17 protein-coding genes, 1 pseudogene and 2 riboswitches are annotated in these 21311 nt (G+C 38.8%); of the genes and pseudogenes, 13 read left to right on the top strand and 5 right to left on the bottom strand.

From position 1 onward, the window contains the following. Nucleotide 1: 1 nt before the first annotated feature. The 3 genes and pseudogenes from H0Z36_RS10085 to H0Z36_RS10095 form a co-directional block, all read right to left on the bottom strand. Nucleotides 2-220 (bottom strand): annotated as a pseudogene (locus H0Z36_RS10085) (iron hydrogenase small subunit); the annotation flags it as partial. Nucleotides 221-378: 158 nt separating this feature from the next. After that, on the bottom strand, nt 379-1542 hold the full coding sequence (locus H0Z36_RS10090; RefSeq protein ID WP_296866006.1) for a [FeFe] hydrogenase, group A: 1164 nt from the start codon (nt 1540-1542) through the stop codon (nt 379-381). 424 nt (nt 1543-1966) lie between these two features. Further along, nucleotides 1967-2088, bottom strand: a riboswitch (molybdenum cofactor riboswitch). Nucleotides 2089-2152: 64 nt separating this feature from the next. Then, nucleotides 2153-2273: riboswitch (molybdenum cofactor riboswitch) on the bottom strand. A 261-nt stretch (nt 2274-2534) separates the two neighbouring features. Further along, nucleotides 2535-2933 (bottom strand): hotdog fold thioesterase, encoded by a 399-nt coding sequence (locus H0Z36_RS10095; protein WP_296866007.1) that lies wholly within the window; start codon nt 2931-2933, stop codon nt 2535-2537. A gap of 162 nt (nt 2934-3095) precedes the next feature. On the opposite strand from H0Z36_RS10095, the gene H0Z36_RS10100 reads away from it, so the two are divergent. The 5 genes from H0Z36_RS10100 (at nt 3096) to H0Z36_RS10120 (ending at nt 7481) form a co-directional block, all read left to right on the top strand. Then, on the top strand, nt 3096-3392 hold the full coding sequence (locus H0Z36_RS10100; RefSeq protein WP_296866009.1) for an autorepressor SdpR family transcription factor: 297 nt from the start codon (nt 3096-3098) through the stop codon (nt 3390-3392). A gap of 29 nt (nt 3393-3421) precedes the next feature. Further along, nucleotides 3422-4099, top strand: coding sequence for an SdpI family protein (locus H0Z36_RS10105; RefSeq protein WP_296866011.1), 678 nt, complete (start codon nt 3422-3424; stop codon nt 4097-4099). A 24-nt stretch (nt 4100-4123) separates the two neighbouring features. Next, a complete protein-coding gene (gene hflX, locus H0Z36_RS10110) occupies nt 4124-5212 on the top strand; it encodes a GTPase HflX (RefSeq protein WP_296866013.1) in 1089 nt (362 codons plus the stop codon). A gap of 103 nt (nt 5213-5315) precedes the next feature. Beyond that, entirely contained in the window at nt 5316-6458 is a 1143-nt protein-coding gene (locus H0Z36_RS10115) for an LCP family protein (protein WP_296866016.1), read from the top strand. A 144-nt stretch (nt 6459-6602) separates the two neighbouring features. Continuing rightward, a complete protein-coding gene (locus tag H0Z36_RS10120; protein ID WP_296866020.1) occupies nt 6603-7481 on the top strand; it encodes an LCP family protein in 879 nt (292 codons plus the stop codon). Between the two features lie 5 nt (nt 7482-7486). Here the strand turns inward: H0Z36_RS10120 and H0Z36_RS10125 are convergent, their stop codons facing one another. Then, complete coding sequence (locus tag H0Z36_RS10125; protein ID WP_296866022.1) at nt 7487-8074, bottom strand: DUF502 domain-containing protein; 588 nt, start codon at nt 8072-8074, stop codon at nt 7487-7489. A gap of 33 nt (nt 8075-8107) precedes the next feature. Next, a complete protein-coding gene (locus H0Z36_RS10130; RefSeq protein WP_296866025.1) occupies nt 8108-8626 on the bottom strand; it encodes an NUDIX hydrolase in 519 nt (172 codons plus the stop codon). A 114-nt stretch (nt 8627-8740) separates the two neighbouring features. Here H0Z36_RS10130 and H0Z36_RS10135 point away from each other — a divergent pair, with 114 nt between their 5' ends. The 8 genes from H0Z36_RS10135 (at nt 8741) to H0Z36_RS10170 (ending at nt 21158) form a co-directional block, all read left to right on the top strand. Further along, on the top strand, nt 8741-9487 hold the full coding sequence (locus H0Z36_RS10135; protein ID WP_296866028.1) for a TIGR00266 family protein: 747 nt from the start codon (nt 8741-8743) through the stop codon (nt 9485-9487). A gap of 231 nt (nt 9488-9718) precedes the next feature. Beyond that, on the top strand, nt 9719-10684 hold the full coding sequence (locus H0Z36_RS10140) for a TAXI family TRAP transporter solute-binding subunit (protein WP_296866030.1): 966 nt from the start codon (nt 9719-9721) through the stop codon (nt 10682-10684). Between the two features lie 29 nt (nt 10685-10713). Next, nucleotides 10714-11232, top strand: a complete 519-nt coding sequence (locus H0Z36_RS10145; protein WP_296866033.1) for a DUF1850 domain-containing protein — start codon at nt 10714-10716, stop codon at nt 11230-11232. Beyond that, nucleotides 11232-13157 (top strand): TRAP transporter permease, encoded by a 1926-nt coding sequence (locus H0Z36_RS10150; protein WP_296866035.1) that lies wholly within the window; start codon nt 11232-11234, stop codon nt 13155-13157. The genes H0Z36_RS10145 and H0Z36_RS10150 overlap by 1 nt, the downstream gene beginning before the upstream one ends. A gap of 149 nt (nt 13158-13306) precedes the next feature. Next, a complete protein-coding gene (pepF, locus tag H0Z36_RS10155) occupies nt 13307-15094 on the top strand; it encodes an oligoendopeptidase F (protein WP_296866038.1) in 1788 nt (595 codons plus the stop codon). Nucleotides 15095-16085: 991 nt separating this feature from the next. Continuing rightward, nucleotides 16086-19619 (top strand): glycosidase, encoded by a 3534-nt coding sequence (locus tag H0Z36_RS10160; RefSeq protein WP_296866041.1) that lies wholly within the window; start codon nt 16086-16088, stop codon nt 19617-19619. Nucleotides 19620-19910: 291 nt separating this feature from the next. Further along, a complete protein-coding gene (locus tag H0Z36_RS10165) occupies nt 19911-20567 on the top strand; it encodes a hypothetical protein (RefSeq protein ID WP_296866044.1) in 657 nt (218 codons plus the stop codon). 18 nt (nt 20568-20585) lie between these two features. Continuing rightward, nucleotides 20586-21158 (top strand): hypothetical protein, encoded by a 573-nt coding sequence (locus H0Z36_RS10170; RefSeq protein WP_296866047.1) that lies wholly within the window; start codon nt 20586-20588, stop codon nt 21156-21158. The last annotated feature ends 153 nt before the right edge of the window (nt 21159-21311 follow it).

Genomic DNA, 21311 nt, shown 5'->3' on the forward strand with positions numbered 1-21311 from the left:
CTTAAGCTGCATGATGTCTGTGGGCTTCAAGCTCTTTAATAAGCTCAGGTATTTCACTGCCATATTTGGTGTGCAGGAGGTGATGAGACTTTTCAGTTAAAGGCTTAACTTCTCCAGGAGAAAGAAATTCTTTGTAGATTTGAATGATTTCTGGATTTTCATGGGATTTTCTTATGGTCATTCTTTCGTCTAAAGTGTAAAGTCCGGCAATGCGTTTTTCAATATATTTGTCACTTGCTTTAAAGATATCTATGCCGATTTTGCCGAGGATTCCAGCAAAGACAGCAGTTGCTGCGATTATACCTGTGCCTTTAAAAAACTGGCGTCTGGTTATTCCTCCTCTTTCAACGAAGATATTCATCACATATCACCTCTCTTTTAATAAGTATCCCGTCTGATTGGCTGCCCGCCACCGTTAATACAACCGCCAGGGCAGTTCATAACTTCGATAAAGTGGTATTTACTGCGTCCGGCCAGGACATCTTCGATTACTTCGTTTACATATTTAAGTCCGCTTACTATGCATACATTAACCGGCACGGTTTTGCCCAGTTCTTTTATGGGGATATTTACTGTGGCTTCCCGTATTGGTTTTCTGCCGCGTACGGTTTTAAATTCTACATTACCCAAAGATTGTCCGCTTAATATTTCATAAGCAGTACGCAAGGCTGCTTCCATTACTCCCCCGGTGACCCCAAATATAGTGGCAGCACCGGTTGAGGAGCCTATCAAACGGTCGGCTTTTTCATCCGGCAGACTTAAGAAGTTTATTCCAGCATCTTTAATCATTTGAGCCAATTCGCGGGTGGTTAATACTGCATCTACATCCTGAAAACCGCTTGCTATCATTTCTTCGCGCTGACACTCGTATTTTTTAGCGGTGCAGGGCATAATTGAAACTACATACATGTCAGCCGGATTTACATTTAATTTTTGTGCTGCATAAGTTTTGGCAACTGCTCCGAACATTTGCTGCGGTGATTTGGCAGATGAGATGTGAGGCAGTATTTTGGGATATCTGTCTTCCGCATATTTAATCCAGGCTGGACAGCATGATGTAAATTGCGGAAGCGGTCCTGATTTTTCATAACCGGGTACTCCTACATGTGCAAAAATACGGTGAATAAGTTCAGTTCCTTCTTCCATTATAGTCAGGTCAGCAGCAAATTCAGTGTCATATACTTTATCAAATCCTAGTCTTCTAAGAGCAGCGAACATTTTGCCTTTTACATTGGCTCCAGGCTCAAGGCCAAATTCTTCCCCTAAAGCTACCCGGACTGCGGGGGCGGTTTGGACAACTACTACTTTGCTAGGATCAGCTAAAGCTTTTTTGACCTGTTCTGCCATACTCATATCGACTATGGCTCCGAAGGGACAATTGATAAGACATTGTCCACAGTTGACGCATTTTTTGTGGTCAATATAGTGCTTTTCCCCTAAGCGTCCTTTAATTGCTCCTGTGGGACAAACGGATGTACAGTGGTCACAGGATTTACAGCGGTCGGTAACATGGATAATTTCTTTGGTGACAACGGTACTCACAAAACCTTCCCTCCCCTTTAGATTAATTGTTTTTAAAAGTGAAAACTTTGATTTTCACCCCCACCCTTAATATAATTTTGGATTTAAAAAATTAATCCCTGAAAATAGATATGGTACTTTTTTGATTTTAATATATTACGGAACTTTTTTAAAAGGCTATTTATTTTTTATATACAAATTATATGCGTTATTATCTAACATAATAATTAATTTTTTCATTATAACATAATATAACGCATTTTTAAAATGACAGAACTAAAAAAGCCCGCTTTGTGAAAAGCGGGAAGAAAAAGATTGGGATTGTATGTAAAAAACCTGTGGCTTTTTACTGGCATTTAGTTCTCCTTACCTTTTGTGTCCCGCTGTTAAGATTTTTAACAGACTGCATTTTGTTGGACTAAAGATATAAATTATACCTTTTTGGGGTAAATTGGTTTTATCCCTTTTCTAAAACACGGGAGGCATAGCTGTTTTCGCCTATACCCATTGGCCCGGAAACCGTAGTGTTAAACCTTGGGTTTACAGGGCTCGGAGAACAAAAGTATGCGGTTTTAAACAAAATAAAAAAGACAGGTGTTTTGGAAAAGAACAGTACACACCTGTCCTAGGAACTTCATCATAAAAAACTCCTTTCCAAAACACGGGAGGCATAGCTGTTTCCAACTATACCCATTGGCTTAATTACCTTGGTTAAAAACTTTAGGTAAGAAAGCTCGGAGTTAAATATTTTATTGTAAGTATATTACCATATGTTGTTAACAAAATCAACGGGATGATTTTAATTTTTGCAGGATATTTTCAAATCACTTTTTCTAATTTTTGCTTTACAGATGTGATGTCATCAAGCAGGTTGTGATTTAGTTTTTTAATAAATCTTTCAAAAGTCCAATAGACCTGCTTTTATTGTTTTGTTGGATATTGGTTTACTTTTAGGATTTAGTAAAGTGGAGGAAAACTTCTATGAAAAAATTAGGAGCTATTATAAAGATTTTTTAAGCTTCTATTATTGCCATGGTGCAGCGGGATATACATATTAAGTTTTCTTCTTCGTCATATATTTTTATATCCCATATAATGGTTCTTTTTCCTATATGGAGCGGAACTCCGATTGCTTTTACTACTCCCTTGCTTACGCTGCGGACATGATTGGCATTTATTTCCAAACCTACTGCCCGGTGGGTTGCAGCATTGATGAACTGATAGCTGCCCGCTGAGGCAACAGTTTCAGCTAATACTAAAGACACTCCCCCGTGCATTATTTTAAATGGCTGGTAAACTTTAGGGCCTACCGGCATTACGGCAACTACTCTTTCAGGTGTAAATTCGGTTATTCTTATGTCTAAGGTTTCCAATACTGTGCCTTTAATATCAAAAGGGGTTTTATCGATCATTATCTTTCTCCTCCTTCACCCTTATTGCTTTTATTTTACAGAATTTTCCGCAAAAGTTAAAGGGTTTTAAAAGAATTTGCTTTTTTAGATTTAATAGGTTACAATTTAATTAGAAATTTAGATAATTTTCTAAATATCGAAATGATTATTGAGGAGATATTTATGTCATTGAATAATGTGTTTAAGGCTTTATCAGATAATACAAGGCGAGAAATCCTGAAATTGCTGCAGGGGGGTGATCTTACGGCTGGAGAGATTGCCGAGCATTTTGCTATGACCAAACCCAGCATATCTCACCACTTGAATGTTTTGAAACAGGCTAACTTGGTGCAGGATGTACGAAAGGGGCAGAATATTTATTATTCACTTAACACAACAGTTTTTCAGGAAGTGGTTTGCTGGTTTTATGATTTTTTAGGATGCAGTGATGGGAGGAAAAATGATGGCGATGAAGGGTAAGACAGAAGAGAAAAGAAGGAGGAATATTCATGAGGAAAGATGAAGAAAAGGCTTTAGAATGGGCAGATGTGAAGAGGGATTGGCCTTTGTGGGTTTTTATGGCCGGCCTTTTTATAGCAGCTTTTTTGTTATATCCGCATCTGCCGGAACAGGTTCCGAGACACTGGAATTTGCGTGGAGAAGTCGATGCTTATTATTCCCGCCGCCTCTATGGAGCTTTTTGTATGCCGGTGACGACTCTGGTTTTATATCTTATGCTTATTATTTTACCCCGGCTTGATCCTAAAAAAGAAAATTATTCCCGTTTTGCAGGTGCATATACTTTTATACGCTGGATGATGGTCTTGTTTTTCGGGGTATTTTACGGAGTAACTATTTTGGCGGCTTTGGGGTATAATTTGAATATGGCCATGGTAATCAAGATTATGACAGCACTGGTTTTTATCATGATTGGAAACTTTATGGGGCAGTTCAGACATAATTATTTTGTAGGAATAAAGACGCCGTGGACTCTGGCTGATGAACAGGTATGGCAAAAGACCCACCGTTTGGGGGCTAAGGTGTGGGTGATAGGAGGGCTTTTCTGTTTGGCTTCGGCTTTTGTAAATGGTGGGCTGGGTATGATAATTTTCTTGATTGCGGTTACAGTTATGGCCGGTTTGCCGGTGATTTATTCTTATCTGATTTTTACGAAACTTAAAGGATAAAAAACTTTTTGAGGAGATGAAGTGTTGAAAGATCAGATCAGGGAAAGGGCAATTTTGGTAGGAGTCAGGGATAAGAGAGAAGACGAATACAGGTTTAAAGCGAAGTTAAATGAACTTGAAGGTCTGGTTAAGGCAGCCGGGGGAGATGTTGTTGCTACCCTGATTCAGACCAGGGAAAGGCCCAGTTCGTCTATATATATCGGTAAGGGAAAGCTGGAAGAACTTAAGCATCTACGGTCCGTGCTAAATCCGGATTTGATAGTTTTTGACCGTGAGCTTTCTCCGGTGCAGATTAGAAATCTGGAGGAGGCTTTAGAGATTAAGATTGTAGACCGAACCCTTCTTATTTTAGACATTTTCAGCCAGCGTGCCCGCTCTAAGGAAGGTATATTACAGGTAGAACTGGCCAGACTTCAGTATAAGCTCCCCAGGTTGACCGGAAGAGGGAAAGAAATGAGCCGTTTAGGGGGAGGTATTGGAACTAGAGGAGCGGGAGAACAAAAGCTGGAGCTGGACAAAAGACATATAAGAAGAAGGATACAGGAAATAAAGAAACAATTAGAACAGGTTAAAGATATGAGAAGGCTCCATCGCAAGAGAAGAGAACGGGCAGGGATAAAGGAAATTTCGCTGGTTGGTTATACCAATGCCGGAAAATCCAGCTTGTTTAATGTTTTGTGTCGGCATTTCCATATGAGTAAAAGCGAGCAGGTAGAGGCAGATGATCGTCTATTCCAGACTTTAGATACTACGACCCGAAAGATAAGGCTGAATGATAAAAATGAAGTCCTTATAACTGATACGGTAGGTTTTATTCAGGATTTGCCTCATCATTTGGTGGCTGCTTTTCGTTCTACACTTGAGGAAACTGTTTATGCAGATGTTTTGTTGCATGTTATTGACATTTCCGATCCTGAATATATTGATAAAATAGAAACGGTAGAAGGAGTTTTAGAAGATCTGGGAGTTGATAAGTCCAGAATAATTCCGGTATATAACAAAATTGATTTGGTAGATGATTTGTCGATGAAAAATGGCAGTGCGGCTTATGTTTCGGCCAAAACCGGGCAGGGACTTAACGAGCTGGCTTTAAAAATAGAGATGCGGCTTTAAAGGCGGGGTTTTCCCGCTTATTTATTTTTGGATCTGGACATTTCGAAGCACAGCTTCTAAAATATTTTAGACATCAAAAATGTGAAAGCTGGTGGATTAAATAGTGTACAGGGCAAGGTTTTTAGTTTCTGTTCTGCTTGTTTTTATGGCAGCTTTTGGTTTGGGGGCTTTTATTGGTAAGCAGATTGATATAAGAAGCGGAGATGGGGCAGATGGTTTGTTGGGAAACCAGAGGATCGATGTGCTTATAATGGGAATAGATGCAAGACAAACCGAGCTTAATTCCCGCAGTGACACTATGATTTTGGCGAGCATTGACAAGGAAACTAAAAAAGTCGCTATGGTGTGGATACCGCGGGATACCAGAATAGAAGTAAAGCCGGGAGTATCAGCCAAGATAAACAGCGTAAATCTTCTTCGGGGACCTGAAGCGGCCTGTGAAATAGTAGGGGAGCTTTTAGGCTGTGAGGTTAGATATTATGTGATTGTAAATTTTGAAGGCTTCGCCAAGATAATTGATTCTTTAGGCGGAGTTAAGATTGATGTGGAAACTGATATGTATCATTATGACCCGGATCCTAATCTTAATATTAATTTATCTAAAGGAGAACAGGTGCTTAATGGCAAAGATGCCCTGCGTTATGTGCGCTATAGGGGAGGTCCGACGGCTGACATAGGAAGAACGGGAAGACAACAGAAGTTTGTTAAGGCTTTGGCTGAGCAGATGTTTAGTGGGGGCAATATTTTGAAGCTTCCCAAACTGGTTCCGCAGATAATGGAAAATGTCCGGACTAATATCCCTTTAAGTGAAGCTTTATATTTAGCAAAGCTAGCTAAAAAATTTGATTATTCTGCTATTATTACTCAGACTTTGCCGGGATATTCTTTTACCGACCCTAAAACTGGGGCTAGCTACTGGGAAGCAGATCGGGAGATTGCAAGAGGAATAATTGATGATTTGTTTAACGGTAAGACATATGAAGTTGCGCAGGATCCGCCTAACTGGACGATAAGAAGAAGCAGGGGAGGAGAAATAACTTCTCATAGTTATAGTGATAATAATAATATGGAAACTTCACAAAGTGTTACTTCTATCCCTGAAAGTATTAATCCCGCCGATGAGCCTGAGATTAATGGTTTTTATTCTGATAATGTTGAAAATATTGTTCCAAATGAGGAAAATGAAGTTTTAAACAGTAATTCAAATGATGATACCGTGGAAAATGACGGTTTATCTTCTCAGTAAAATGTTGCAAAGGCTTTTAATTGAGCCTTTCTATTTTTTGTTGTTATAAAGTTATGTTAGTTATAAAGGCATAAGGTATTTTAAAGTTTTGTTCAGCATATTTATTTAATCATCAGGTATTGTTTTGCAGTGAGAATAGATAAGATGAAAAAGATTAGAGAGCCCCGAATAATAATTGCGCTTATTCTGAGTCTTACTCTGCTCAGCGCAGTTGTAGATAAAAATTTTTATCCTTCTGTAGAAAGTCTGCTTAAGAAGGGTAAACCGGTAAATGTGCTTCTTTTGGGTATAGATGCCAGACCGGGCGAAAATATAGCACGCAGTGACGCGATAATACTGGTGAGTATTTATCCTGAGTATAGAAGGTTGGTTTTGCTTTCTATACCGCGGGACACCAGGATAATTTTGCGGAGACAGGCAAGAAAAATAAATATGATAACCCAGCTCTATGGCCCGGAGACTACCTGCCGGGAAGTTAGCCGGTTCTTAGGAACAGATGTAAGGTATTATGTGCTGACTGACTTTAAGGGTTTTGAAAAGGTGGTAGACAGTTTAGGCGGGGTTTATGTCGATGTTGATGTAGAGATTTGTTGGTATTCGCAGAATGTCTTTATTAAAAAGGGGCCTCAGCGGTTAAATGGAAAAGAAGCTCTAGTTTATGCCAGATTCAGAGGAGGACCTGATGCTGATATAGGCCGCACCCAAAGGCAGCAAAGACTACTAATAGCTTTGGCAAGAACTATGAGAAAAAAAGAAAACCTTTTAAAGCTGCCTTCGGTTATAGCTGATATCAGCCAGTATGTCCGGACTAATTTATCTTTGTCTGATATGATTCATTTAGCTGATGCTGTGCGTATTATCAAAGAAGAAAATATCATAAATCAGACTTTACCCGGCCATCACTACTGGTGCCCTTATTCAGGAGCCAGCTACTGGATAGCTGATGAAGAAATAGCAAAAAGCATTCTATATGCGCTTTATAAAGGAGAAAGATTTGAAGTGTTTACCGAAATTGAATATTAAGAAAGTTATTTATTTTGGTAGAAATTGTTTCCATTTACCATGCCTGCCGATATTACCATTTCAATTCCCCGGTCAACTCCTATATCTAATATGCGAACTTTGTCTTTAGGCATGATGATAAACCATCCAGAAGTAGGATTTGGAGTAGTAGGGACAAATAAGGTGTAGACCTCTTCTTCCATAAAAGGTACTTCATCATTGGTAACAAAGGCCAGGGAATAAATTCCCGGCCGGGGGAATTCGATTAGAGCAACCTGCCTGAAAGAGCTTTTTTCTTTAGAAAAAAGTGAACTGGTTATTCTTTTGACTGTACCATATATCTTACCTAGTAGTGGTATTTGAATAAAAAGATTTTCCCACCAGGTGATTATTTTTCGACCGGCTATATTGGTGGATATAAGACCAATAAGGATTACCAAGGTTATAGTTATGAGAAAACCCAGACCTGGAATGGTATGGCCTATGTAATGTTTTAAGACAGGTGCTAGGATGCTGTCAACCGTCTTAAATATCCAGTAGATAAAATAGATGGATATTACTAAAGGTAGAAGGGTAGCTAAACCTGCCAAAAATAATGATGCCAGCCTGCGCATAGGAAGATTTCCCCCTTTGATAAGATTATACTTTTATATCATATCTGGTTTTTTTGAGTAATATTTTTCTTTATATATTTTAAAAGCGGTATTAAAAGAATTAAAGCCTAAATCATTTATTTCGCTTATATTTATTAAAGCTGCACCTTCTGCATCATCTCCAGGTGTTGGTATTCCTGTATCTAGTTTTATATAATATATAAGGCTTATAATATCGCCATACATTGGGGTTTTGTTGTGAAATACCCCGATCAGGTCTTCAATTCGGCCAGTCATGCCTGTTTCCTCTTTAAGCTCCCTAAGACAGCTTTCTTCCGGGGTTTCATCGAGCTCCATAAAACCGGAAGGGAAGGTCCATATTCCTTTTAAAGGTTCAATTCCTCTTTTTATAAGTAAAAGCTTGCCGTTTAGTTCAGCTATGGCTACAGTTGTAGGAAGGGGGTTTTCATAATATATAAAACCGCAGTTTGAACAGTACTGGCGGATTCTGCCGTACCGCAATCCTTGGTTGAGCTCTTTTGCGCACATAGGGCAATATTTATATTTTGGCATATAAAAACACATCCTATAGATTAAGATTAATACATATATGGAAAAATTTAAATTTTATCTTAAACGGTCTTTAATCACTATATTATAATTTAACTATATTAATTTGCAAAGGGGATGAATAAAGTGGCAGATGTTATTGATTACAAGATTTACGGTGATGACATGCAGATTGTGGAAATCGAATTAGATCCAGGAGAAGGAGTCAGAGCTGAAGCCGGTGCTATGATGTATATGGATCAGGATATAAGGATGCAGACTGGTGCCGAAGGTGGTATTTTTAAAGGGTTTAAGCGTATGATTACCGGAGAAAGTTTTTTTATAACTACTTTTATAAATGAAGGAAACCGCAGGCGGAGGGTAGCTTTTGGAGCACCTTATCCCGGTAAAATAATCCCGGTAGACCTTAAGGAATTTAGGGGAGAAATTATATGCCAAAAAGATGCGTTTTTATGTGCAGCCAAGGGAGTCGATGTAGACATTGCTTTTACCAAGAAGCTAGGAGCTGGTTTATTTGGAGGAGAAGGTTTTATCTTGCAAAGAATAAGCGGAGACGGCATGGCATTTATTCATGCTGGGGGAACTTTAATAAAGCGTGAACTTCAGCCAGGAGAAGTTATAAAATTGGATACAGGCTGTTTGGCTGCTATTTCATCCAGTATAGATTATGATATACAGTTTGTAGGAGGATTTAAAAATGCTCTCTTTGGAGGGGAAGGACTCTTTTTAGCTTGCCTTAAAGGACCCGGAATTGTATATATGCAAAGTCTTCCCTTATCAAGACTGGCTGATCGGATTGCAGCTGCAGCAAGATGGAAGCAAAAAGATGAAAATAGAGGAATAAATATAGGATTTGGCGATTAAATAAAATTAACGGAGCAGGTTTTTTAGAAAAAACGGGGTTTAGCCTAATGGGTTAGCCCTGTTTTTTTAATTTATGGTAATTTCCGGATTAATTTTGTCGATTTTGATAAAAATAACTTGATGATAGATGAAAATAAAGTATAATGATGGAGGATTGTGTTTTAGAAAAGGTGCCGGACAATTTAAGGGCAATATTGCAGGAAAGCTAGACTAATTTTAGGAGGGATTTCATTGAAAAACCTTTTGAAGAAAAGTGTGGTAATGTTATTAACTGTGGTTCTCCTGGCAGCAGGGGTCGGATGCGGACAAAAAGCAGGTGAAACATCTCAAAAAAGGTTTTTAACGATTGCTACCGGCGGAACAGCAGGTACCTATTATCCTTTAGGTGGAGCTATTGCGGAAGTGCTCAATAAGAATATTGAGGGCATGAATGCAACTGCTGCCTCTACTGGAGCATCAGTTGCCAATACTAATCAGCTTAAGGGCGGAGATGCAGATATAGCTTTTATTCAGAATGACATTGCTTATTATGCTGTTAACGGAGTAGAAATGTTTAACGGAAATAAGGTTGAAGGCCTTAAAGCTTTGGCCAGCCTTTATCCTGAGACTTGTCAGGTGGTTACATTGAAAAAGACTGGTATACAAAGTGTAGCAGATTTAAGAGGTAAGACAGTAGCGGTTGGTGCAGCCGGAAGCGGAGTGGAGGCTAATGCCAGACAGATATTAAAAGCATATGGACTAACTTATGACGATATTAATGTTAAATATCTATCTTTTGCTGAAGCAGCTAGCAGCCTTAAAGATGGAAATGTTGATGCGGCTTTCTTAACTGCAGGTTTTCCGACAGCTGCGGTGCAGGATATTTCTGCCCAGCATGATGTGGTTATACTGCCGGTTGACGGGGATGTGCGTGAAAAGTTAATTAATGATTATCCTTTCTATACCAAGATAACTATTCCGGCGGGGACTTATCCTAAACAGGATAAAGATGTCGAAAGTATTGCAGTTATGGCTATGTTGGTAACTACTGATAAAATGGATGAGAATTTAGCTTATGAAGCTACTAAAGCTATTTTTACCAACCTTGACCGTTTGGCGGCAGCTCATCCGATAGGCAAAGAGATAAACAAACAAAATGCCCAAAAAGGTTTATCTATACCTTTACATCCAGGTGCTGAAAAATTTTTTAATGAATAAAGGGTTCTAACAAAGGTTATGATGAGATAATGAAAAGGGTTAAAGTTATAGTAAGCCTATTAATAGTGTTTTTTATTGTTGTGTTCTTGTTTTATCCTCTGCCTTCGCTGGTTTTGTCAAAATCTGATGGAAAAATAGTCTTGATTTTGCCACTTATTAAAGGGAAAAATTTTTCTTATGAATATTTACATTCGGTACAGAAGACCCCGGTGCAGGAACATTTTGTTCAGGCACCGGGAAATATAATTTTGTTGACTTCGACTTCTTATCAATCCTTTGGGGTAGGTTTACCTTTTCTATCCGGTGAAGGGGATTTTGCTTTGAAAAATGGGATTTTCGTTCTTAAAAATATGAACCGGAAGTATGAGAAAATTACCTGGGCCTTTATGCCTGTAGCTAGGCAGGCTCTGATATATAAGGACAAAAGATATCCATTTTATAAATATTGCCGTCCGGGAGAGCTTTTAGAGCTTGAAATTCAGAACTTGAATGGAGCTAGCATACTGGTGAAATCGTGGCAGGCAAGAAAGGGGGTATTTGATAAATAATGCACGATTTAAACCATGAAGATATTAAAATTGAAGAGTTTTTGGCTCAATATGACCGGGAATCAGACTTCCGGCGGTATGGTGGTTTTTTTAAACTGGTAGTAGCAGTTATTGCTGTATGTTTTTCCTTGTTTCATATATATACAGGAATATTTGGAACCTTAGATGCTATTTTGCAGCGTGCAGTACATCTTTCTTTTGCTATGGCCCTAGTTTTTTTGCTCTATCCAGGGCGCAAATCCTGGTCAAGGCAGGATTTGCATTTAATTGACGGAATATTAGCGGTTATAGCTGCTGCTATTCCGCTTTATATAGTAGTTTTTTATCAGGAACTGGTTTTGCGGGCGGGAATGCCTACTGTGACTGACATAATCGTAGGAGCAATAGGAATATTGATGGTTTTGGAGGCTGCCCGCCGGGTGGTAGGTTGGCCTATCGTAACCATTGCAGTTCTTTTTTTGCTTTATGCTTATGCCGGTCCCTATATGCCGGGTGCTTTTGCCCACAGGGGAGTAAATCTAGATCAGATAGTAAGTCATCTTTATTTTACAACAGAAGGTGTTTTTGGTATTCCTCTGGGGGTTTCTTCAACATTTATTTTTCTTTTTATACTATTTGCTGCTTACCTTGAAAAAACTGGTTTGGGTCAGTTTTTTATTGATCTTGCCAATGCTTTAGCTGGATGGGCTAGAGGGGGACCGGCAAAAGTGGCGGTAATTTCAAGCGGGCTTATGGGGACGATTTCCGGAAGCTCAGTAGCAAATGTGGCGGGAACAGGCAGTCTTACCATTCCTATGATGAAAAAGTTGGGTTATAAGCCTGAATTTGCTGGAGCAGTAGAAGCAGCTGCTTCTACTGGAGGGCAGCTTATGCCTCCTATTATGGGGGCTGCTGCTTTCCTCATGGCTGAATTTGTTGGAGTTCCTTATATTGAAGTAGTAAAAGCGGCTATTGTCCCAGCTCTACTTTATTTCACAGGCATAATGCTGGGAGTTCATCTTGAAGCACGAAAAAACGGAATGGAAGGTATTCCAAGGTCAGAGTTGCCTAAGGCGGGTGAGGTTCTAAAGGAGCGGGGACATTTGGCTATTCCTCTTATAGCCATTATTTATTTGCTGGTAAAGGGCTTTTCCCCTATGAAAGCAGCCCTCTGGGCGATAGCTTTAAGCATTGTAGCAGCTATGCTGAAGCCTTCAACCCGTTTGTCGTTAAGGGATATTGTTAAAGGTCTGGAAGATGGAGCAAGGTCTGCTTTGGGAGTAATAATAGCCTGTGCGGCGGCAGGGATAATTATAGGGGTAGTAACTAAAACAGGTTTAGGACTGAAATTAGGGTCGGCTCTTATCGATCTGGCTAATGGTAACCTCTTGCTTACTTTGATTTTTACTATGATAACTTCTATTATTTTAGGAATGGGTGTTCCTACAACGGCTAACTATGTTATTACCTCAACTATTGCTGCTCCTGCTGTTATAGGTTTAGGAGTTCCACTCCTGGCTGCCCATATGTTTGCTTTTTATTTTGGCATAATTGCAGATGTAACTCCCCCAGTAGCCTTGGCTGCTTTTGCAGGATCAGGAATTGCCCGCAGCAATCCTATGAAAACAGGAATAAATGCTGCCAAATTGGCTATAGCTGCTTTTATTGTTCCTTATATATTTGTTATGTCGCCGGTTCTGCTTATGATAAATGCACATCTTTCTCAGGTGCTTTTGGCCGTTTTAACTGCTGTGGTAGGAATGATAGGTGTAGCAGCAGCCGTTTCAGGCTATTTTGTTACCTATGGACGTTTTTATGATCGTATTATCTTTTTTATAGGAGGGCTTTTGATGATAAGTCCTGGTCTCAGAACGGACATTTTGGGGCTGGGATTTATGCTTCTTGCGTATGCAATTCAAAAAAACAGACAGGCTAAAATCAAATAAAGCTTTTTAAAAACCGGGAGATTGATAAGATCCCGGTTTTTTACGTTAAAGGCGTTTAGACAATGTATCAGGGAATGATTTTTGGTAGATACTAGCAGGTGAACTGTTTTATAATGATAAGGAAATTCTTTTGCTAAGGAGGAGAAAAAATGCCGAAAAAGAGGCAGGAGATAAGTGAAGAATATAAATGGAAGCTTTCTGATATGTATCCGGATGAAAAGTCCTGGTATGATGATTATTCTAAAGTAGAAAAGCTTTTAGGGGAAATAGAAAAGTATAAAGGAAGATTAGGTAATTCTGCTGAGGAACTTTTATTAGCTATAAAGCTTAGTGAAGAAGTCGAAAGGCTTGCCGAAAAACTCTATGTATATGCCAGAATGAAACGGGATGAAGATAATACGCTTTCATCGTCTCAGGTTTTATGTGACAGAGCTGAAATGCTAGGGGTTAAAGTTAACAGCCAGCTTGCTTTTATGGTTCCTGAAATGATGAATATTGCTGATGAAACTTTAGATAGGTTTTTAGAAGAACCAGAATTGACCCTTTACCGGCATTATTTTGATGAGCTGAGGCGCAGGAAAAAACATATTTTATCTGAAAACGAAGAAAAGATTTTGGCTATGAGTGCTGACATCGGGTTTGCTGCTTCTAATATATTTTCCATGCTTAATAATGCGGATATAAAATTCCCGATTATAAAGGATGAAAAGGGACAGGAAATTGAGCTTACCAAAGGCAATTTTGGGCGTTTTATGGAAAGTCATGACCGGGAAGTCCGAAAAGCAGCATTTAAAGGTCTTTACAGCTCTTATGAAAAACTAAAGAATACCCTGGCGGCAACTTTGAATGCTTCTGTGAAAAGAGATATTTTTTATGCCCGGGTGCGTGGATATTCTTCTGCTTTAGAGGCTTCCCTGGATCAGGATAATGTAAAAGTTGAAGTTTATGAAAATCTTATTGCTGCTGTACACAGACATATAGATGCACTGCATAAGTATATTGCATTGCGCAAAAAGATTTTGGGATTAGACGAAATCCATATGTACGATCTTTATGTCCCATTGGTTAAGGAATATAAAAAGGAATATGAATATAATAAAGCTAAAGAACTGGTTTTGGAAGGATTGAGCATTTTAGGCGGTGATTATATTAATCAGCTTAAGAAAGGCATGGAAAGCAGCTGGATAGATGTTTATGAAAATGAAGGGAAAACCGGAGGAGCTTATTCCTGGGGCTGTTATGACAGCCATCCCTATGTTCTCCTGAATTATGACAACAGGCTGGATGATGTGTTTACTTTGGCTCATGAGATGGGACATGCCCTGCATAGCTATTACTCCAACACTTCCCAACCTTATGTTTACAGCCAGTATCCCATACTCCTGGCTGAAGTAGCCTCTACGGTGAATGAATCGCTTCTTCTTGATTATATGCTTAAAAATACTAATGATGAAAAGGAAAAGCTATACCTCATAAATCATTACCTGGAAGAATTCAGAGGCACGGTTTACCGTCAGACTATGTTTGCTGAATTTGAAAAGATAGTGCATGAAAAGGTGGAAAAAGGAGAACCGGTAACTGTTGATGAATTCTGCAGGATTTACCGGGATCTTAACCGCTTCTATTATGGTGATGAAGTAGTCCTGGATGATGAGATAGCTCTGGAATGGGCAAGAATTCCTCATTTTTATACAGCCTTTTATGTATATAAATATGCCACCGGTTTTTCGGCGGCAACAGCTATAAAACAGCATATAACCCAGGAAGGAGAAGAAGCGGTAAAAAGGTATATGGAATTTTTACAGGCCGGGGGTTCAGATTATCCGCTTAATATACTTAAAAGGGCTGGGGTTGATTTGACCACCTCTGCTCCGGTAGAAGAAGCCTTAAAATATTTTGCTTCCCTGGTAGATAAGATGGAATCGATTCTCAAATAAAGGTGTCAGACTGTGTGAAAATGACTGTACGGTGCAAAATTTGTTTTTTCACACAGTCTGACTATTTTTGTATAGACGAAAGCAGAGGATATGTTTTATGAATTTTTTAATTTGCAAATCAATTTTGTATCTATTGCTTGGAAAAGCTGGTTATAAATGAATGGCCGATGATAATACCCAGGAAGTTATTTTCTTTATATTTGACGGGAATATATACATTTCGATAAATGCATAATTAGAAGCAATATAGCTAATATAGTTAGGCAGCTCAGCCAGCGGAAAGAAATAGCTTTCGACAGCTATAAAGAGAATTCCAAAGCTGACAGCAGCAAGTTTCCACCAGATACCTATTTTACCTTCCAGTTTTATCTGCTCAGCAGATAAATTTCCTGCCCAACAGCCATCTAAAGCTGAAAGAACAAGAACGATGAGAATAAAAAAGATAGGGGAAATTTATCCCTCTTTACCATCTGCTTCACCCCGGCTATTTTTTTATCTTCTGTGATTTACACCATTAATAAGGCTGTTTTTAGTAAGTATAACTGCATGAATTTAGTGGAACAACAGGTTAAAAATAGAATCATTTTATATTTTTTGTCAAAGAAGTATTGAAAAGTAGGCGGGGAGGAATACTTTTTGAAATAATTAGATATTAAAAGTTATCTGGCAGTAGATTCGAGTTTTTGGGTCTAAAATATTGGCCCTCCAATATAGTGAATCCTGAATGCTGTTAATGAAAAAGCAGTCTTTTTTGACAAAGTGAACTTTTTGAATTTGTTTTCTAGAATTTGGAAAATATTATGGGGCTAATGAGAAGATACCTATATAAGCCAACTTTAAAGATTAAGTTACTCTGCAGTTTCGCAGTATTAGAAATTTGCGGCCTGTTTGGGGATGCCAATATTGAGTTTTGGTAAATTAATATAATGCGCTTGAAATGAGCATAATTATAGCATAGCAGCAGTTGCTATTAAACGAAGGAGGTTTTATTTTGGCTCATCTCAAGCGGGAGGCGGAATTTGAGGGAAAATTAGAAGAGGTATATCCTTTTTTGGAAGACTTTAAGCATTATGATCTGGTTATAGGTATCCCTTTTGGGGTTAAAGATAGTAATCTGTTAGATCTGGTTAAGGATGTGGATCGGCTTCTTTCAAAGTGGATGGGAAGAAGATACCTTATTGTGCTGGTAGGCGATAGTGAGGCAGAAGAGGTTTTAAGTGTTATTAGGCAGCTTAAGCTTTCTCATCCCCATCTGGGGTGGACTTTGCCCGACCGGGTGAGGGGACGGGGAATGAAGGTGAGGGCTTTGATAGAGATATGCAAATTTATAGATGCCGATCTTTTGCTTTTGTCTCCTGATATGGCAGTAAGCCGGGAGCAGACGGGGGAACGTTTATGGCTGGACAGGTTTGTTTTGCCTATACAGAACGATTATGACATGGTTATAGGAGGCTTTAAGGAAGATGTTGTCCGCTATTTATCGGAAGTTTTATTAGTTTCACCTGTTTTGGAAGTTTTTTATGGTTCTTCTTTTATCAATCCTGTAGGGGGAGTATATGCCATTTCCCATGATTTTGTTGAAGAGCTGGCACATGAGGCTCGATTTTGGGGAGAAAGCATTGCGGGGGAAGGGATTGATTTCTGGCTTATAACCAGGGCCTTGTGCTGGAACAAGAATGTATGTGAGGTCAGTTTAAAGGCGGCCCCTTTGGCCTCAGGTCTTCTTTATGGCAGGGAAACGATAAAAGAGCTGGGAAAAACTTTGTTTACTGCTATCAAGAGGGACAGTGCGGTATGGCTTAAAGACAGGCTGGTTATCAAAAAAGCGGATACGGGTGCAGCAGCAAATGAAGGGGAAAAAACCGCTTTTTTTTCTTCTGAACGGTTGTTCCAGATGCGGGAAGAATTTATAAGGGAATACAGTGAGCAAAAAGAAAATTTGGGCTCACCCAGTTTTACTTATCCTGCAGAAGTAAGACGTTTGCTCCAGTATGGGGAGGAAATAAATGAAGCTGAGTGGGTTTTTTTGCTGACAGAATTGATGCTTTTGTATTCTTTTGAAAATGAGAATCTTCATGATGAGATTTTGCGGATTTTTTACGTATTTTATACAGCATGGGCTGCTAACTGTCTGAAGAAATGGTTGGGGGAGGGCGAGTTGAGAGTATTAGCAAAAGAGGAAAGGAACGATTTTTTAGCTTACAGGGGACGGGGCTTGGAGCGAAAGATAGCAGAGGAGTTCAGAAAGGTTAAACCTGATTTTAGCCGGAGATGGTTAGCGCTTAAGGAGCAGCACAAACCTCCGATTGTACCGCTGGGCTACATGGAATATGTGCCCAATAAACCTATTGTGGTGCCCAAAAAGATAGCCGGGAAAGATGAAGAAATAGTCAACACAGATGAGATTTTTCGCTATTTGAGAAAGGTTTATGAAGACAGATTTGAAAGATTTGTAACCGAAGGCCTGGGGCTGGCTTCTGGCTCGCCACCCCGGGAGATAATCAATGCTGTAGAGAGTTTTATGACTCGGCTGGAGGATCTTCTGGCTGAAATCTTTCCTGGGGAGCTTGATACTGATACCGGGCTTGAACTTTTTATAAACTGGATAATGGATTTTTTCCCCCAGCAGATGTTTACCATAAATGATGAGCTTTTGCGGGAAATGATTATGCGCTTTCCTCCTTTAAACCTCATGATTCCGTTAGGGTTTTACAAACCGCAGGATTTGATTGAAAATATGGATGTGCGTAATGCAGTAACTTATGCTAATCTCATTGAGAGCTGGAGTTATACTGATCGGGATTTACTCTGGCTGGTAGATAACCTAAGGCCGGAAAGTTTTGGGGAAACGCCGGTTAAGCCTTTGGTTTTGAAAGATGAGATTGTGCAAGGAGGAGGCCTTAGCGGGCATAAGATAAGTTATCTTAACCGCATAACTGCCCGGATAGCGGTGAGAAAGATGCCTGAAGCCAGAGGGGGAAAATACCCGCGTTTAAGATATTGGACCAGTATTCTGCGCAGGCTTGCTCTGGCTGAAAGTTATGGCGAACTATTCCGCCTTACGGTTATGCAGAGAAAAAACATCGGGGAAAAAATTAAAAATTCTCTTCTTTCCTTAGCCAAGGGAGAGGATTTCTCGGCCTATAATATTTTTGAAAATCAGCAGCACCGTATATTGGTGAGCAGAATAAGACGGCTGGCGTGTGAATTTAAAGAAAAGGGAGATCAGGGAAAGGCCAGACTTTTTGAGCTTATGGCTGATGGATATGGCTTGAGCCAGGTTTTAGAAGATGGAACTTTTTTGAGTTGTACAGCCTGGAGCTGGGCCAGTTACAGTTTTAAAGGCGGACTTAAGATTCCTACTCCTTTTACTACCAGTGTGGAAAGCCGCTGGTTTAATCATGATTTTTTAGAATGTTTGTACCGCAATTTAGGTTATGATCCCCGGGAAATCATGGAGTTTGTCTTCAAACTTATTCAGGAAGGGAGAAGCAGCCATAATTTGCTGGATACTCTGCTTCCTACCAGGCCCAAGGATGTAACGGTGGTGGTACAGGAGATTACTAATGAACCCAGCAAATATCTTAAACGTTGTGCCCAAAATCCCATTTTAGAACCAGTGAAAGAACATAAATGGGAATCGAAATATGTGTTAAATCCCGGGGCTTTGCGTATAAAAGATAAGGTTTACCTTTTTTATCGGGCGGTAGGGGAAGATAATATTTCCCATATAGGATTAGCTATCACTGATGGATATAGAGTTTTGGAAAGACTTCCTAAGCCTATTTTTTCACCGGCTATTCCCGAAGAAAAAATGGGCTGTGAAGATCCGCGGGTCGTGGTGATAGGAGATAAAATTTTTATGCTTTATACAGCTTATGACGGCAATATAGCCCAGGTAGCAGCAGCTTCCATAAAGCTTGATGATTTTATTAAGGGCAGGTATACCGCTTGGAAACGGGAAGGGCTGGCTTTTACCAATATATGGGATAAAGATGCTATTATATGGCCGGAGAAGATTAATGGGAAGTATGTTATTTACCACCGCATAGAGCCGAGTATATGGGTAACTTATACCGACAAGTTGAAATTTCCTATAAAAGAAAAACATGCTATAATTGTCGGCCCCAGGCCAGGGCGCATGTGGGATTCTTTAAAAATAGGGGCTGGAGCTCAGCCTTTAAAAACCAAATACGGATGGCTTCTTATCTATCATGGTGTAGATTATAACTATATATACCGATTGGGGGTTCTGTTGGTAGACAGGGATAATCCGCAGAAGGTTATATATCGTTCACTCAATCCTATATTGGAACCGGAAAAAGATTATGAGGTAGGCTTAAGCGGAGCCTGGGTGCCGAATGTTGTTTTTACCTGTGGGGCAGTACCGGCCGAGGATAAAAAAATTTTGGAAGATGATGATGAAATCTTGGTCTATTACGGGGCAGCTGATACGAGTATAGGTATGGCTAGTGCTAAACTATCGGATTTGATACCGAAAGTGTTTAGAAAAAGACGTGTTTAAAAGGGTGTGCTTTTCCTGTTTCCTTATTTAATTGCATTTATTTTAATTTGAATTAGGGGATGTGCCTCCTTAAAAGACTACCAGTTAGGCCTTCAAAAGTTTTTTTAATCTAAGGGCTTGTTTTTTTTTTTTTTTTCTGGTAAATTTATGTAAACAGCCTTAAATCTGACAGGGTGTATTTTTAAAGATGGGAGGGATTAATTGTCTGCTAGATTTACTATGCTTAATAAAGATTATAGGGCAAGTCGGTTAATTTGAGTTGGTAATTTTACAAAATTGGGGGGATAGAAAATGCGTATGAAAGTTAATTGTGTTTTATTGTTAATGATGGTCTTTTTACTTGGAACCTGTTCTATAGCTAATGCAGTTGGATTTCCTGAGTATAATAATTCAGATTTATCTAATGTAAATGAATTTTCCTCTTTGGATTTTTTTGATGAAGAAAAAATAAAAGATAAGTTACAAGATATTGTACTCTATCCTAATGAAACTCCCCAAACTATTGTCTTTAATGATGGTAGTAGTATAACTTTTACTTTTTATAGAAGTGTTGAAAAAGTCAATAGTGGTAGTTTAAATATTCATAGTGATAATGGTATCATACCTCAACCACTTTCTGTATTGAGATATAGTGATTCGATTAGTGCTGAATACAGATCTGAACAAGGAAGTGGTCCTGTAGTACTTGTTTATACAATACATGTAACTTGGGATGGACATGAAACTTTAAATCGTGCTACCTTGATTAGTCACCATGATTCATTAGAGAAAAAAATTCCTATAATAGCACGAGCTAAAGGAACTAGGGAAGTAAAGACAAATGGAGAGTATATTTTAGTTAGAGGTGGATGGCAGGCTAGTATTCCTGGATTAGGTGGATATGTTTCTCATACATATGAGTTTCGTGGAAATCCTGATGGATCGGCCTATATGAATATGATAAGCTAGGAAAAGGGGAGGAGACTAATGAAAAAGATTTTTTATGTTACAGTTTTTTTATTTTTTATACTTGGAATGACTGGTAATGCATTTGCGACTGATAGCTTATTAAATCAAAATCCAGATGCGTTAAATCCGAAGGTAGTTTATGAAAAACTTAATGGAATAAGGCTTACTTCTGAAAATCCTACTAAAACAATTATATTTGATGATGGAAGTAAGGCTGTAATAGAGGTTGTTGACTTAGCAACTAACAATAATGAAGATGGTAGATATATAAAGGCAGTTAGTTATACAGCTTCAATTGGGCCATTTGATACTAAATATACGATTGGTGCTGATTGGGAAGTAGTTGGCTTTGATAAGGTACGTTTAAATGATCATTGGGATGATGTTGTAGCAGATATAAATGTTAAAGTAACTAGATTTCCTACTAAAGATGGTAATACATATGGTCATAATGTTAAAGTTTGGGGTTCTGTTAGTTATATGATTAAAAAACCATATCCTTTTGGACAACTACGCCATTTTGAATTTAAGGGTTATCCAGATGGTTCATGTACAATAAGTCCTATAAGTAGTTATCCTGGTTGCCCATAGTTTGTAATTATTGATAATTACTAAGTTTTTCCATAAGCTATTGTATTAATTATTTGATTAATAGATTAAGGGTTTTACATAATCAGTTTCCGTACCCATAAATATTCAAATGATGTTATACATTGTGAATTGATTATTAACACATTGATATAT

The sequence above is a fragment of the Thermosyntropha sp. genome, from assembly GCF_017656155.1.
In the GTDB taxonomy this organism is placed as follows: Bacteria; Bacillota; Syntrophomonadia; order Syntrophomonadales; family Syntrophomonadaceae; genus Thermosyntropha.